Source organism: Streptomyces sp. SL06 (assembly GCF_058244745.1).
Map to the genome: position 1 here is coordinate 2,726,914 of NZ_JBSYOT010000002.1, position 15,062 is coordinate 2,741,975.

12 protein-coding genes are annotated in these 15,062 nt (G+C 73.6%); 5 read left to right on the forward strand and 7 right to left on the reverse strand.

Going from position 1 to position 15,062, the window contains the following annotated elements; genetic code table 11:
- Positions 1-88: 88 nt before the first annotated feature.
- Together AC4IHM_RS12300 and AC4IHM_RS12305 are read right to left on the reverse strand one after the other, a co-directional pair.
- The gene (locus tag AC4IHM_RS12300; protein WP_490867111.1) at positions 89-535 is read right to left on the reverse strand and encodes a DUF3017 domain-containing protein; all 447 of its coding nucleotides are present in this window, start codon (positions 533-535) and stop codon (positions 89-91) included.
- Between the two features lie 940 nt (positions 536-1,475).
- A complete protein-coding gene (locus AC4IHM_RS12305) occupies positions 1,476-2,330 on the reverse strand; it encodes a bifunctional methylenetetrahydrofolate dehydrogenase/methenyltetrahydrofolate cyclohydrolase (RefSeq protein ID WP_490867112.1) in 855 nt (284 codons plus the stop codon).
- A 298-nt stretch (positions 2,331-2,628) separates the two neighbouring features.
- On the opposite strand from AC4IHM_RS12305, the gene AC4IHM_RS12310 reads away from it, so the two are divergent.
- The 3 genes from AC4IHM_RS12310 (at position 2,629) to AC4IHM_RS12320 (ending at position 5,613) form a co-directional block, all read left to right on the forward strand.
- A complete protein-coding gene (locus AC4IHM_RS12310; RefSeq protein ID WP_490867113.1) occupies positions 2,629-3,180 on the forward strand; it encodes a hypothetical protein in 552 nt (183 codons plus the stop codon).
- A 124-nt stretch (positions 3,181-3,304) separates the two neighbouring features.
- Entirely contained in the window at positions 3,305-4,051 is a 747-nt protein-coding gene (locus AC4IHM_RS12315) for an FHA domain-containing protein (protein WP_490867114.1), read from the forward strand.
- Entirely contained in the window at positions 4,048-5,613 is a 1,566-nt protein-coding gene (locus AC4IHM_RS12320) for a serine/threonine protein kinase (protein ID WP_490867115.1), read from the forward strand. The genes AC4IHM_RS12315 and AC4IHM_RS12320 overlap by 4 nt, the downstream gene beginning before the upstream one ends.
- Before the next feature lie 414 nt (positions 5,614-6,027).
- On the opposite strand, the gene purH is transcribed toward AC4IHM_RS12320, so the two are convergent.
- Both purH and purN read right to left on the reverse strand, forming a co-directional pair.
- Positions 6,028-7,599 carry a bifunctional phosphoribosylaminoimidazolecarboxamide formyltransferase/IMP cyclohydrolase gene (purH, locus tag AC4IHM_RS12325; protein WP_490867116.1) on the reverse strand — a complete coding sequence of 524 codons (1,572 nt, stop codon included), beginning with the start codon at positions 7,597-7,599 and terminating at the stop codon, positions 6,028-6,030.
- Positions 7,596-8,234, reverse strand: coding sequence for a phosphoribosylglycinamide formyltransferase (gene purN, locus AC4IHM_RS12330; protein ID WP_490867117.1), 639 nt, complete (start codon positions 8,232-8,234; stop codon positions 7,596-7,598). Before purN ends, purH begins: the two co-directional genes overlap by 4 nt.
- Before the next feature lie 323 nt (positions 8,235-8,557).
- Between purN and AC4IHM_RS12335 the strand changes: the two genes are divergently transcribed.
- Positions 8,558-9,358 (forward strand): hypothetical protein, encoded by an 801-nt coding sequence (locus AC4IHM_RS12335; RefSeq protein WP_490867118.1) that lies wholly within the window; start codon positions 8,558-8,560, stop codon positions 9,356-9,358.
- Between the two features lie 112 nt (positions 9,359-9,470).
- Here the strand turns inward: AC4IHM_RS12335 and AC4IHM_RS12340 are convergent, their stop codons facing one another.
- On the reverse strand, positions 9,471-11,096 hold the full coding sequence (locus AC4IHM_RS12340; RefSeq protein WP_490867119.1) for a cell division protein PerM: 1,626 nt from the start codon (positions 11,094-11,096) through the stop codon (positions 9,471-9,473).
- A 96-nt stretch (positions 11,097-11,192) separates the two neighbouring features.
- Here AC4IHM_RS12340 and AC4IHM_RS12345 point away from each other — a divergent pair, with 96 nt between their 5' ends.
- The gene (locus AC4IHM_RS12345; protein WP_490867120.1) at positions 11,193-12,398 is read left to right on the forward strand and encodes a helix-turn-helix domain-containing protein; all 1,206 of its coding nucleotides are present in this window, start codon (positions 11,193-11,195) and stop codon (positions 12,396-12,398) included.
- 90 nt (positions 12,399-12,488) lie between these two features.
- Here AC4IHM_RS12345 and sucD read toward each other — a convergent pair whose 3' ends face one another.
- Together sucD and sucC are read right to left on the reverse strand one after the other, a co-directional pair.
- Positions 12,489-13,373 carry a succinate--CoA ligase subunit alpha gene (gene sucD / locus AC4IHM_RS12350; RefSeq protein WP_490867121.1) on the reverse strand — a complete coding sequence of 295 codons (885 nt, stop codon included), beginning with the start codon at positions 13,371-13,373 and terminating at the stop codon, positions 12,489-12,491.
- Between the two features lie 28 nt (positions 13,374-13,401).
- Positions 13,402-14,583, reverse strand: a complete 1,182-nt coding sequence (sucC, locus tag AC4IHM_RS12355; protein ID WP_490867122.1) for an ADP-forming succinate--CoA ligase subunit beta — start codon at positions 14,581-14,583, stop codon at positions 13,402-13,404.
- Between the last annotated feature and the right edge of the window lie 479 nt (positions 14,584-15,062).

A 15,062-nucleotide genomic window follows, 5' to 3' on the forward strand; every position in this document is an offset into this window, starting at 1 on the left:
AGGCGTTGAACTGGGTGTTCCGGGTGCAGGAGGGTGGTTGCCGGTGGCGGCCCGTCCTTTCACGGGGGTGAGGACGGGCCGCCGTCGGCTAACTGCTCACCGTGAAGTGCAGCAGGTCCTTCAGGAAGGGGATCCCGAGGAGCGGATTCGGCTGCGCCATCAGGGCCAGGACGACGATCGCGCCGCCCAGTACGCCGTACGTGACGATGTCCGTGAAGCCCGAGCGCACCGCGAGCATGCCGACGTCGGGCAGCAGCCAGCGCAGCACCGCGCCGACCAGCAGCGCGGCCCCGACGAGTACGAGGCCCCACCGGAACACGTCGAGCGCGGTGATCAGCAGGCCGGTTCCGACCAGTGCGACCACGAGGATGATCGGCCACTGCCGGGCGGGCGCCGGGGCATCCCCGGGCGCGGCCCGGCCGCCGCCCTCGGGGCGCGCGGTGTCCCGCGTGAACAACGGAAACCGCCGCGTGGCCCGCCGAGGCCGGCCCTCGGCATCGGGCGCACTGACGGGATCCCGAACAGCGTCCCCCACCGCCTGCGCCGCCGACTGGGTACTCCGGGCCCGCTCCGGGCTCCCAGACCGCTCCGGGCTCCCGGACCGGCCCGGACGCCCGGACTGCCCGGTCCGCTTCGGGCTCCCGGACGGCCCCGGCCGCGCCGACTGCTCGGTGCGCTTCGGCTGGTCCGCCTGACCAGGACTCCCGGTCAACTCGGGGTGACCCGCCTGCTCCGGGCTCCCGGCCCGCTCAGCCGGCTTGGGCTGGTCCGCCTGCCCCGACCGCTCCGGGCTCCCGGACTGGTCCAGACGCCCCGCCCGCTCAGACCGCCCGGTCCGCTCCGGACGCCTCGTCCGCCCGATCCACCCGGTTCGTTTCGGATGATCCGACTGCTCCGGGCGCCCGGACTGCGCGGTCCGCTCCGGATGGTCCCCCTGCCCCGACGACTCCCGGTTCCCGGACTGATCCAGGCTCCCGGTCCGCTCCGGACGCCTCATCCGCCCGAACCGCCCCGTCCGCTCCGGATGATCCGACCGCTCCGGGTTCTCCGACTGCCCAGCCCTATCCGGATGATCCGCCTGCTCCGGGCTCCTGGCCCGCTCAGCCCGCGGCGGCTGAACCGCCTGCCCCGACGACTCCCGGTTCCCGGACTGATCCAGGCTCCCCGTCCGCTCCGGACGATCCGCCTGTTCCGGACTCTCGGTCCGCTCGGCCCGCTGCGGCCGGTCTGCCTGCCCCGACCGCTCCGGGCTTCCGGACTCGCCCAGACGCCCCGTCCGCCCAGACCGCCCGGTCCGGCTGGTCCACTCCGGACGCCTCATCCGCCCGAACCGCCCGGTCCGCTCCGGATGGTCCGCCTGCTCCGGGCGCCCCGTCCGCTCCGGGCTCCCTGACCGCTCGGTCGGCTCAGCTCCCTCAGACCTCTCCGGATGCTCCGGGCTCCCCGCCCGCTCCGGCCGTTCGGCGTTGGTGTTCTCAGCCGGCACTGCGCTCCGCCGCCTCCACCACGTTGACGAGCAGTTGGGCCCGGGTCATGGGGCCGACGCCGCCGGGGTTCGGGGAGATCCAGGCGGCGACCTCGGCCACGCCGGGGTGGACATCGCCCATGATCTTGCCGTCCGCGTTGCGGGAGACGCCCACGTCGAGGACGGCGGCGCCCGGCTTGACGTCCTCGGGGCGCACCAGGTGCGGGGAACCGGCCGCGGCGATGACGATGTCCGCGCGCTTGAGGTGGGCGGCCAGGTCCCGGGTGCCGGTGTGGCACTGGGTCACGGTGGCGTTCTCGCTGCGCCGGGTGAGCAGCAGCGGCATCGGGCGCCCGATGGTGACACCGCGGCCGACGACCACGACCTCCGCGCCCTTGATCTCCACGCCGTAGCGGCGCAGGAGGGTGAGGATGCCGTTGGGGGTGCAGGGCAGCGGCGCCGGCTCGTTCAGCACGAGGCGGCCGAGGTTCATCGGGTGCAGGCCGTCCGCGTCCTTGTCCGGGTCCATCAGTTCCAGGATGCGGTTCTCGTCGATGCCCTTGGGCAGCGGCAACTGGACGATGTAACCGGTGCAGGCCGGGTCCTCGTTCAGCTCCCGGACGACCGCCTCGATCTCCTCCTGCGTGGCCGTGGCCGGCAGTTCGCGCTGGATCGAGGCGATGCCGACCTGGGCGCAGTCGCGGTGCTTGCCCGCGACGTACTTCTGGCTGCCGGGATCGTCGCCGACCAGGACGGTGCCGAGGCCGGGCGTGACACCCCTCTCCTTCAGCGCCGCCACGCGGGCGGCCAGTTCGGACTTGATCGCGGCTGCGGTGGCCTTGCCATCGAGAATCTGGGCGGTCATGCCCCCATCCTCGCGGATGACCGGCCCCCGGTTCCAATCCGGCCGCCATGCGGGCACCGCGCGACCATGGCCGGTACCGGACATCACGGGCGCCTCCCCCCGTATCCCTTCATGATCGACGCGGTTGCACTTGCACAACGCCTTGCGAACGGGCTGGACAAGTAAGAGATCGGTCAAGAACGATTGGGGAGCACAGTGCCGCGGGGCCGTACCGGGGGGACGAACCGCAACGTAGAACCTCCTCCGAGTCGCGCCGCGCGTCGTCCCCGCACTCGACAGCGACGGAGGAAGGCCCGCCATGAGTTTCGGCGACCCGAACAACCCCTACGGTCCGCCCCAGGGCGGCCAGCAGCCGAACTACGGCTACCCGCAGCAGCCCCAGGGCGGGCCCGGTTACGGCTACCCGTCGGCGCCCCCCGTGCAGCAGCCCTACGGCGCTCCCCCCAGCACGATGCCCGGCACCGTCGGCGCCGCTCGCGTCATGCTGTGGGTGATCGTCGGCCTACAGGTCATCGGCACGATCCTGTTCGCCTTCTCGGCCGTGGCCGTCGACCAGGCCAAGGACGACCCGGCGTTCGAGGAACTGGCCGACTACCCGACCGGCGCGCTGTGGGGCTTCGCGGCGCTCGCGCTGGCCTGGGGCGTGTGGGCGACGGTACTGGCCGTGAAGTTCAAGTCCGGCGGCAACGGCCTGCGTATCACCGCGCTGGTCTTCGGCATCCTCACGGCGATCATCGCCGTCTACCCGTTCACCGTGTTCGGCATCATCCACCTGGTGCTCGGCATCCTGATCGCCGTGTTCGTCGGCAATTCCACCGGCGCCGCCTGGTTCCGGCGCCCTCGCTACTGAGGAGCCGCGGACGCTTTCTCGCCAATCACGCCGCAGGGCCGTGTCTCACCCTTACGAGGGGGGCACGGCCCTGGCGCGTCGCCCTAGTCTGGCCTGGGCAGCCGTCGGGCACGGGAGACGCACCTTGTACAGCATCATCGTGGTACCTCCGCCGACCTCGGAGGACGAAAGCGCGGACGCCCGGTTCCGGCTCGCGCCCGGAGAACGGCTCGCCTTCGGGCGGTCGGTGCCCGAGGGCGGCCTGGTGATCGGGCACGACGGGGTGTCCCGCAGAGCCGGTGAGATCACCGCCCACGGCACCTTCTGGGCCCTGAGCAACCTCTCCGCCCACCAGACCTACGTGGTGGAGAACCCGGAGGGCGCGGGCGAGCACATCAAGGTGGCGCCGGGCCGGCTGGAGGCCCCGGTGCCCTTCGAGTTCTCGCGGATCGTGCTGCCCGCGGCGGGCGACCTGCTGCCGGTCGAGGTGTGGGCGCCGCGCCACGACTATCTGCGCGCCGCGGACGGCACCGACGGCGAGCCGACCGCCCCCGCCTTCTGCGTCGACCGCACCAAGCGGTACTTCGCGGTGCTCGCCGCCCTGTGCGAGCCGCGGCTGCGCGGGGTGCCGCACGCGCCGGTGCCGACCATGGACCAGGTCGTGGAGCGGCTGCGCCCGGCCTGGCCGGCCGCCTCCCGTACGTCGGTGCAGTGGAACATCGACTACCTCGCCGTGAAACTGCGGCTGAAGCCGGGCCCGGAGACCGCCGAGCCGGGTCCGCGGCTGAACGGCAAGAAGGAGTCGCTGGTCTCGCTGGCGCTCCGCTTCGACCTGGTCCGCGAGGACGACCTGGCGGTCCTCGCGGCACCGTCCCGACAGCCGCCGCGATGACCGAGCCGTACGCCGTCCCGGTGCCCAGGGGGTACCGGGTGGGCGGCTGGGAGGTGCGCGAGCCGATCGCGAGCGGCGCCTTCGGCAGCGTGTACGCCGCGCGCCGCACGGACCCGGCCGACGGGGACCTGCCGGAGACGGCCGCCCTGAAGTTCCTGCCCACCGGCACCGACACCCCGCGGCAACTCGCCCACCTGCGCGAACTGGTCGAACGCGAGGTCGGGTTGCTGAGCAGGCTGCGCCGACCCCGGCTGATCCGGATGTACGAGACCCTCACCGTCGACGATCCCGCCCACGCCCGGCTCGACGGCGCCACCGTCCTCGTCCTGGAGCGGGCCGAGGGCTCCCTGTCCGCCCTGCTCTCCGCCTCTCCGCGCCCGCCGGCCGGGCCCGTGCTGCTCGCGCAGGTCTGCGCGGGGCTGGTCCAGCTGCACCGGGCCGGCTGGGTGCACGGCGACCTGAAACCGGCCAACGTCCTGCTGATGGCGGACGGTTCGGTGCGGCTCGCCGACTTCAACATGGCCGCGGAGCTGGAAGGCACCCACGCCTACACGCCCGCCTTCTCCACCCCGGACTACACGCCCCCCGAGCTGCTGTGGTCCGAGATCGGCGAACGGGGCCGCCGGATCCGCCCGTCCGCCGACGTGTGGGCCTTCGGCGTCCTGGCCCACCTGGTGCTCACGGGGTCCTTCCCGCTGCCCGGCGGCACCCCGACGGCCCGCCGCGACGCCGCCGTCGCCTACGCCCGCGGCACCCACGAGCTGCGCCTGTCCCCCGAACTGCCGCAGGCCTGGGAGGAGATCGTGCGGGCCTGTCTGACCCGTACGCACGCCGGACGGATCGGCACCGACGCCCTGCTGGAGCGGGTCGAGGCGGTCACGGCGGGCGCGGGCGGCCCGGCGGGATTCTCGCTGCGGCTCCGCGCACGCCCCGGGCGCCGGCTCCTCGCCGCCTCGGCCGCGGGGCTCGTCGCCCTGGCCGCGCTCGGGTACGCCGTCGCCACCTGGACCGGCGGCGACCGGGGGCCCGCCGCGGACCCGCGCCCCGCAGGCACCCCGAGCGTCCCGGCCGCCTCCTACGGCGCGGCCGAACTGCGCACCGACCGGGATGTGCCGCCCGCCTACCGCCTGCTGATCGTCGAGACGGCGCGCGCCTGCGGCCGCGAGGAGGTCGGCCCGCCCCTGATCGCGGCCATGCTGAAGGTGGAGAGCGGCTTCGACCCGGCCCTGTCCGACCCCGCCATGGACGAGTACGGCATCGCCCGCTGGACCCCGGCCGTCCTGCGCTGGTGGATGAACGAGGACGGCACCCCCGGCGAGACCGTCCCCGAGCCCCCGTTCCCGCCCGCCGAGTCCATCCCGGCGATGGGCCGCTACCTGTGCTGGATCACGCCCCGCCTCGACGCCGGACTGCCGGGCGACCGCCGGGTGCTGATCGCCGCGGCGTACCGGACGTTGTATCGGACGGTGAACGACGCGGGCGGGGTTCCCCCGAAGTACCGCGACTACGCCGACCGCGTCGCCCACCACCTCAAGGAGTACACCCCGCGGGGACGCGACTGACCCTGTGAGGTCACAGGTGGACGGCGGCACCGGCAACACCGCGGGGCCGGACCGCGCCCGCCGGGGACCCTGGGACCTTCGAGGTGCCGGCCCCGGCCCGGCGGACTCCAGGGCCATTCCAGGGGCCGCCACCGCGCGGCACCGCTCATCGGGGGAACGCACGACCGCCCCTGCGCCGGGGTCACCGTCCTCGCGGGTCTGGGCCGCGGCGCCGCCACCGGAGCGGCCCAGGCCGCCCCCACCGCCTACAGCGGCGCCGACCACCAGACCCGCAAGGGCTGCACCACCAAGGGCGAGAAGGGCAACCTCGCGGGCACGTACAAGCTGCGCTCGCACCGGTGGGTGTCGAGCTGCTGATCGGGCCGAAGGGCGGGGCGGGCCGTGTCCTCGGTGGCCCGGCCCGCCCGGCCGGCGTCAGTGGAAGAAGTGCCGCGTGCCCGTGAAGTACATCGTCACGCCGGCCTTCTCCGCGGCCTCGACCACCAGCTCGTCGCGGACCGAACCGCCGGGCTGGACCACGGCCTTCACCCCGGCCGCGGTGAGGATCTCCAGACCGTCCGGGAAGGGGAAGAAGGCGTCGGAGGCGGCGTACGCCCCCCGCGCGCGCTCCTCGCCGGCCCGCTCCACCGCGAGCTTCGCGGAGTCGACCCGGTTGACCTGGCCCATGCCGACGCCGACCGAGGCGCCGTCCTTGGCGAGGAGGACCGCGTTGGACTTGACGGCCCGGCAGGCCTTCCAGGCGAAGGCCAGCTCGGCCAGTTCCGGCCCGGACAGGGCCTCGCCGGTGGCCAGCGTCCAGGTGGCCGGGTCGTCGCCCTCGCCCTGGAGGCGGTCGGTGACCTGGAGGAGGGCGCCGCCGTCGACGGGCCTGAGCTCGACCGGGGCGGTGGGTGCCGCGGGGGCGCGCAGCACGCGGAGGTTCTTCTTCTTGGTCAGGGCCTCGACCGCGCCGTCCTCGTAGTCCGGGGCGACGATGACCTCGGTGAAGATCTCGGCGACCTGCTCGGCCAGCTCCTTGCTCACCGGGCGGTTGACCGCGATCACGCCGCCGAACGCGGACAGCGGGTCGCAGGCGTGCGCCTTGCGGTGCGCCTCGGCCACGTCCGCGCCGACCGCGATGCCGCACGGGTTGGCGTGCTTGATGATCGCGACGCAGGGCTCGTCGTGGTCGTAGGCGGCACGGCGGGCGGCGTCCGTGTCCGTGTAGTTGTTGTACGACATCTCCTTGCCGTGCAACTGCTCGGCCCGTGCGAGGCCGGCGCCTCCGGGGGAGGTGTAGAGCGCGGCGGGCTGGTGCGGGTTCTCGCCGTAGCGCAGGGTGTGCGCGCGCTCGTACGTGGCGCCGAGGAAGTCGGGGAAGCCCGACTCGTCGACGGGGGCGTACTCGGAGGCGAACCAGGAGGCCACGGCCACGTCGTAGGCGGCGGTGTGCTGGAAGGCCTCGGCGGCCAGCCGCTTGCGGGCGGAGAGGTCGAAGCCGCCGTCCTTGACCGCGGAGAGCACGTCGCCGTACCGGTCGGGGCTGGTCACGACGGCCACGGACGGGTGGTTCTTGGCGGCGGCACGGACCATCGAGGGGCCGCCGATGTCGATCTGCTCGACGCACTCGTCGGGGGTGGCGCCCGAGGCGACGGTCTCGCGGAACGGGTAGAGGTTGACCACGACCAGGTCGAACGGCTCCACGCCCAGCTCGCCGAGCTGCCGCCGGTGGCTGTCCAGGCGCAGGTCGGCGAGGATGCCGGCGTGCACCTTGGGGTGCAGGGTCTTGACCCGGCCGTCCAGGCACTCGGGGAAGCCGGTCAGCTCCTCGACCCTGGTGACGGGGACACCGGCGGCGGCGATACGGCCGGCCGTGGACCCGGTGGAGACGAGTTCGACGCCGGCCTCGTGGAGCCCGCGGGCGAGGTCTTCGAGCCCGGTCTTGTCGTAGACGCTGACGAGCGCGCGACGGATGGCCCGCTTGTTGCTCTCGGCGGTGGCGGTCACTGGATAACTACCTTTCGTCCCTCAATGCGATAGCCGTTGCGGGCGAGCCGCCCCACGACATCGACGAGCAGCCTTCGCTCGACTTCCTTGATGCGCTCGTGCAGAGCGCTCTCGTCGTCCTCGTCCCGGACCTCCACCACGCCCTGCGCGATGATCGGCCCGGTGTCGACGCCGTCGTCGACGAAGTGGACGGTGCAGCCGGTGACCCTGGCGCCGTACGCGAGCGCGTCCCGCACGCCGTGGGCTCCCGGGAAGCTGGGGAGGAGGGCGGGGTGGGTGTTGACCAACCGCCCGCCGAACCGCGCGAGGAACTCCTTCCCCACGATCTTCATGAACCCGGCCGACACGACGAGGTCCGGTTCGTGGGCGGCGACGGCCTCGGCGAGCGCCGCGTCCCACTCCTCGCGGGTCCCGTAGTCCCCGACCTTACGTACGAAGGTGGCAAGCCCGGCGCGCTCGGCGCGCGCGAGCCCCTCGATGCCGTCGCGGTCCGCGCCTACGGCCACGATCTCGGCTCCATAGGCCTCGACACCGGCGGCGGCGATCCCGTCGAGGAGCGCCTGGAGGTTGGTGCCGGATCCGGAGACCAGCACGACCAGGCGCTTGGCTCGCCGGTCCACGGGCTTGGCGGCCACGGTGGGGGCCTTTCTCGGGGGAGCGGGTCTGTGCGGGTCGGCTTCGTACGGCTGCCGGTTCTGTGCGTACGTCTGTTTGTGCAGTCGTACGAATGCTTCGCGCCCCGGGATACGGGGAAGTCTACGAAGCGGCCGACCGCCGGCAACGATACCGGCACACCGGGCGGCCCCCTCGGGACGGGGGCGTGGCCGGAAGGTAGCGTCTGCGTGGAACCGGACCGGGAACGCGGCCTGCGCGTCACGCGTTCAACAGTCGGGTCGACCAGTTCGCCTGTTCCACCAGTTCGCCCGTTCCTTATCGCCAAGGGGAAGACGCTCACTTGATGCCGGACCGCAGCCTGCGACTGCTCACGCTCCCCCAGCAGTCGGCTCAGCCAGGGGAGCGCAGCACCGTGTTGCTGCGGGAGCGCCCCTCGTCACCGCCCGACAGCCCCTCGGACCGGGGGGACGGCGGCGAGCAGGACGGCGCCACCGACAAGGACAATCCGTTCGCCCCGCCCCCGGAGGGCACCCCGGACAGCCCCTGGCAGCCGCGGCACCCGTCGGGCGACGGCGATTCCCAGGGCGAGGACGGCGGACGTTCCCCGTGGGGGCGCCAGTGGAGCGACCGGCAGCCCGGCCGCTCCTCCGGCGGCTTCGGCGAGCGGCCCGGCGGCTCGGGCTCGGGTTCCGGCCCCGAGGGCTCGGGCGGCGGCGGTACGGGTCCGGGTCCGCGCTGGGACCCGACGGACCCCGCCCAGCGGCGCGCCCGCTACGCCCTGCTGAGCGGCATGTGGGCCCTGTTCTTCGCGCTGTTCACCTGGCCGTACGTGGCACTGCTGCTCGGTGCCCTGTCCCTGTACTGGGGCATCAGCTCGCTGCGCGCCAAGCCCCGTGCCGCCTCCGACCCGGACACCCCGGCCCGGCCCGCCGACCAGACCGGCCGCCCGCAGCGCACCGCCGCGATCAGCGGCCTGGTCACGTCCTCCCTGGCCATCCTCCTGGTCGCCGCGTCCTTCAGCGCCCAGTTGGTCTACAGCGACTACTACACCTGCCGCGACGACGCCCTCACCAACGCGGCGAAGCAGTCCTGCGAGAGCCACCTGCCGGAACAGCTGCGGGATCTGCTGGGCACGGGGGACTGACGCCCCCTCATCTTTTGCGCCGGCTCTCTTTCCCGCCGGGCGGGCGCGTTTCGGCCCGTCCGGCGTTCGAGGGCGAGGCCGTTCGGGCCGGCGGACGGGCGCCGCCCGCCTCTCAGGGTTTCCGGGGCGGGGGCGGCTCCGCCGGCAGGTCGGCCGGCAGGAGATCGTACGGCGCCGCGTCCGTGTCCACCCGTCGATCCCGCGCCTCGTCCCGCTCCCCCCGCCTCCACCAGCGCCCCGCCGTGCGCGGCGACACCCGCCAACGCCCACCGCGGGCCTCCGCTCCCGCGGCCCCCACCACCGCGCGCTCCCGGGCACGGCCTCGGCACCTCCACCCCCGTACCGCCACCGCCACCGGTACGGCCACCGCCCCGATCCACGCCAGCGTCGCGCCCCCGGCCTGCCACCACACCGGCCCGAACCGGGCGAGCGCGGCGTTCCCGAGCGGTCCGCCCGCCAGCGCCGCCAGCAGGGCGACGAGGATCGCGCACAGTCCGGCGGCCACGGCGGCGGCGACAGCGGTCCGCCGCCACGACCACGGCTCGGCGGGTTCGTCACCACCCGGCGCCGGGCCCACGTCCGGACCCGCACCGCCTGTCGCGGTCACCACCCCCGCGCCCAGCACCCCCTCCGTGGCCGCCCGCGCCGTGAACGAGCCCACCGCCACCCCCGCCACCAGCGGCACCGCTCCCGCCGCCCACTGCAACGGCGTACCGGGCCCCGCGTCCGGCACCGCCGCGAGCAGCGGGAACGGCGGCAGCAGCGGGGCGGGAGCGGAGGAGAGGGGGCCGACGACATGCCCGGTGCCGAGCACGAAACCGGGACCGAGGGCGTACACCGCCGCCCACACCGCCGCGTTCGGCACCAGCGCCAGACAGAGCAGCAGCACGGCGAACCGTCCCGACCACCCCTCGGTCAGCATCAGGAAGGCCTCCCGCGCCGCGAACCCGTGCCAGACCAACGACACCGCGAGCAGCAGCGCCCCGCCGCCCACGAGCACCGCCGCACCGGCGCCCGCGGCGCGCGTCGCGGCGCCCAGGCGCGCGTCCGGCTCCACCATCAGCTCCCGCAGCTTCCGGGGCAGCACCCGCAGCGCCCGCCCCACCGGCCCGCCCGGCCGGCCGAACGCGGTCCACACGCCCGCGCCCGCCGCGGCCATGGTGACCAGCGGCAGCCACACCGCCGCCCACCACCAGGAGGGCCGCAGCGCACCGCCCCCCGCGTACAGCACGACGGGCGTGGCGACGGCGAGGTAGCCGAGGACGACTCCCGCCCAGGCGATGCGCGCGGAGACGGGCGGCGGCCCGGCGTCCGGGACGCCCCGCTCCCCCGCCGGGCGGATCCCGGCGCCCACCGCCACGCCCACACCGTCCCCGGCGTCCGTGGCGTCCCGGGCCGCGCGGTGCAGCAGCCACACCGGCAGGAGGAGGAAGAGCAGCGGGGTGACACCCATGGGTGCGGGGGCGCCGGAGAGCGTGTCGGCGCGGACCAGTTCGGCCCCGTGCGCCAGCACCCACAGCGCCGCGGCGACGTGCAGTGCGCCGCCGGACCCGCTGTCGGGGTACGGCGAACTGATCCACAGCAGCATCACGAGCGCGGCGCACGACACCAGCCCCAGTGCCGCCGCGACCGCGCCGCCGAGGAGGCCGCCGGCGAGTCCGGGTGACCGGTCCCGCCACCGGGCGCGCAGCAGGGACAACGGGGCTCGGCGAGCGGTCGTCTGGATCACGCCCGCCATGCTCCCAACGACACACTCTTTCCCGATGCAACAGGCGAAGTTCCGTTGTGTCGCTAAATATATGCTTATGTACTTTTTCGTACGAAGGGGTGCCCTGTGACACGGAGCCCAGCGACCCCGCTCCCACCGCCCGCGACATGCCGACGCCTGCGTGAGACCGCCGCGCTGACGCAGGCTCAGCTCGCGGCGCGAGTGGGGGTCACCCGCGAGACGGTCGACGCGTGGGAGAGCGGCCGCACGATTCCGCGCGGCCGGAAACGGGAGGCGTACGCGAAGCTGCTGAACACCCTGGCCGAGGAGGAGGCGGCGGCGGCGGAGGCGGCGGCACGGCGGACGGAGCCGACGCCGGTGCCCGTCGTGGTGGCCGTCGGCGCCGGACCCGCGCGCTCCGCCGAGGGCGCCGACAGCCTCGTACTCCCCGCGAAACCACTCGCGGAGCGGCAGCCCGGCGGCGAGCCCGAGTCCGCGCCCGAGTCCGGGCCCGAGCCGCTGCCCGATCCGGTCGGGCTGACCCCCGCTCAGGCCTTCGACGCGCTGTACGAGTTCAGCGCCCCCGCCCTCGTGCGGCAGACCTTCGTGCTGACCGGCCGCCGCGAACTGGCGCGCGAGTCGGTGGAGCGGGCCTTCCAGTCCGCCTGGGAACACTGGCCCGAGGTGGCCCGCGACCGCGACCCGGTGGGCTGGGTGCGGGCGACGGCGTACGAGTACGCGCTCTCGCCCTGGCAGCGGTTCCGCCGCCGGCACCGGCAGCCGGAGCCGCCGCCCGCCGATCCCGCCGACCGCGCCCTGCTGAACGCCCTGCTCAGACTCCCGCCACCGCGCCGCCGCACGCTCCTCCTGTACGACGGTGTGGGCCTGGGGCTGCCCGAGACGGCCGCGGAGACGGAGGCGAGCACCCCGGCGGCGGCCAACCGGCTGCTGCGCGCCCGCGAGGCCGTCGCCGACCGGCTGCCCGAGCTGGCCGACCCTCGGGTGTTGCACCGGCGGCTGGCCGAGCTGGCGTCGGCCGAGCGGCTGCGGGCGACCGGGCCGCCGACGGTGCGGGCGGGCAGCGAACGCCGGGCCCGGTTCCGGACCCGGGCCGCCATCGCCTTCACCGTCGCCCTCATCGGGACCACGGCCCTGACCGTGCGCACCGCGCCCACGCACTACGAGCCGCCGGTGGCCCCCGGCGAGACGGTGCGCGGGGTGCCGCCCCGGGCGGCGCAGGGTTCGCTGTCGGAGCAGGAGCTGAAGCTGCGGCAGAAGTTGCGCGACCAGTTGCAGGACGGGCCGGAACGGCTGGCGCCGAGACCCGGGTGACGGCCGTCGGCCCCCGACGCCGAGTGGCCCGCTCTCCGTGACGGAGGGCGGGCCACTCGGCGTGGGCGGGCGCTCGGCCGGCCGGACCGTTCAGCTGCCGAGAATGGCGCGGGCGAGCTTCGCCGTCTCGGTCGGCGTCTTGCCGACCTTGACTCCGGCGGCCTCCAGGGCCTCCTTCTTCGCCTGGGCGGTGCCGGACGAACCGGAGACGATGGCGCCGGCGTGGCCCATGGTCTTGCCCTCGGGCGCGGTGAAGCCCGCGACGTAGCCGACGACCGGCTTGGTCACGTTCTTCGCGATGTACTCCGCGGCACGCTCCTCGGCGTCGCCGCCGATCTCGCCGATCATGACGATCAGGTCGGTGTCGGGGTCGGCCTCGAACGCGGCGAGCGCGTCGATGTGCGTGGTGCCGATGATCGGGTCGCCACCGATGCCGACGGCGGTCGAGAAGCCGATGTCACGCAGCTCGTACATCATCTGGTACGTCAGCGTGCCGGACTTCGAGACCAGGCCGATGCGGCCCGGCTTGGTGATGTCGCCCGGGATGATGCCGACGTTGGACTGGCCCGGGGTGATGATGCCGGGGCAGTTCGGGCCGATGATCCGGGTCTTGTTGCCCTTCTTGCCGGCGTACGACCAGAAGGACGCCGAGTCGTGCACGGCGATGCCCTCGGTGATCACGACGGCCAGCGGGATCTCGGCGTCGATGGCCTCGACGACGGCGTCCTTGGTGAACTTCTCCGGCACGAAGATGACGGAGACGTTGGCGCCGGTCTTCTCGATGGCCTCCTTGACGGTGCCGAAGACCGGTACCTCGTTGCCGTCGAAGTCCACGGACTGACCCGCCTTGCGCGGGTTCACGCCGCCCACGACGCTGGTGCCGTCGCCGAGCATGAGCTTGGTGTGCTTCATGCCCGTGGCGCCGGTCATGCCCTGGACGATGACCTTGCTGTCCTTGTTGAGCCAGATAGCCATGGTGTGTTGGTGTCCTCGTCCTGAGTGCTTACTTGGCGGCGTGGGCCAGCTCGGCGGCCTTGTCGGCCGCGCCGTCCATGGTGTCGACGCGCTGGACCAGCGGGTGGTCGGCGTCGGTGAGGATCTTGCGGCCCAGCTCGGCGTTGTTGCCGTCGAGGCGGACGACGAGCGGCTTCTCGACCTTCTCGCCGCGGTCCTCCAGGAGCTTCAGCGCCTGGACGATGCCGTTGGCGACCTCGTCGCAGGCGGTGATGCCGCCGAAGACGTTGACGAACACGGAGCGGACGTCCGGGTCGCCGAGGATGATCTCCAGGCCGTTCGCCATCACCTGGGCGGAGGCACCGCCACCGATGTCCAGGAAGTTGGCGGGCTTGACGTCGCCGTGCTTCTCACCGGCGTACGCGACGACGTCCAGGGTGCTCATGACGAGACCCGCGCCGTTGCCGATGATGCCGACCTCGCCGTCGAGCTTGACGTAGTTGAGGTTCTTCTCCTTGGCGGCGGCCTCGAGCGGGTTGGCCGCGGCCTTGTCGTGGAGGGCCTCGAAGTCCGGGTGCCGGAACTCGGCGTTGTCGTCCAGCGACACCTTGCCGTCGAGAGCGATGACCTCCCCGGAGACGACCTTGGCCAGCGGGTTGACCTCGACCAGGAGGGCGTCCTCCTTGATGAAGGTGTCCCACAGCTTGACCAGGATGTCGGCGACCTTGTCGGCGACGTCGGCCGGGAACTTCGCGGCCTCGACGATCTCGCGCGCCTTCTCGGGCGTCACGCCGTCGATCGCGTCGATCGGGGTCTTGGCGACTGCCTCGGGACGCGTGGCCGCCACCTCCTCGATCTCCATGCCGCCCTCGACGGAGGCGATGGAGAGGAAGGTGCGGTTGGCGCGGTCGAGGAGGAAGGAGACGTAGTACTCCTCGACGATCTCGGGCGCGGTCTCGGCGATCATCACCTTGTGGACCGTGTGGCCCTTGATGTCCATGCCGAGGATGTCCGTCGCGCGGGCGACGGCCTCGTCCGCGGAGGCGGCCAGCTTCACGCCACCGGCCTTGCCGCGGCCACCGACCTTCACCTGAGCCTTGACGACGGACTTGCCGCCCAGACCCTCGGTGATCGCGCGCGCCGCCTCAGGCGTGTCGATGACTTCACCGGCCAGCACCGGTACATCGTGCTTGGCGAAGAGGTCCCTCGCCTGGTACTCGAACAGGTCCACGCGCTTCCGTCCCTATCAGTGATCTCGCGGTTCGTTGGATGCGTGGGCGTGCCGCGAGGGCAACGTGACGTCCGCCGAGTCACAGGGGGAGCGCACACGGTGACCGAGCGCGCGGCATGTCCGTCTCGCAGGTTATCGCCGGTTGCGGGGGGTCTCTAAATCGTGGGTCACACCTGAGCGGTGATGCCTGTCACACGATGCCGCGCGCACTGGCACGGCGTGCCGGACGGGACGGACGAGGGAGGGGTCCACCGGGCTGGGGTTCGCCCGGTGGGCCCCTCGGTTCTCCGGAGGTGCGCGGGAGTGCGGGCCTCCGGAGAGCGGGCCGGCCGGTTCCCACCCCAATGGGGACCTGCCGGGCCCGTCCGCGGAGTTTCGGCCGGGCGGAGGCCGACGGCTTTCGACCGTCCGGGGCTTCCGCTCCGCGGAGTCTGCGGCCCACCACGACCGGTCCGGCCGGTCCGTGGGGAGGCCGGGGG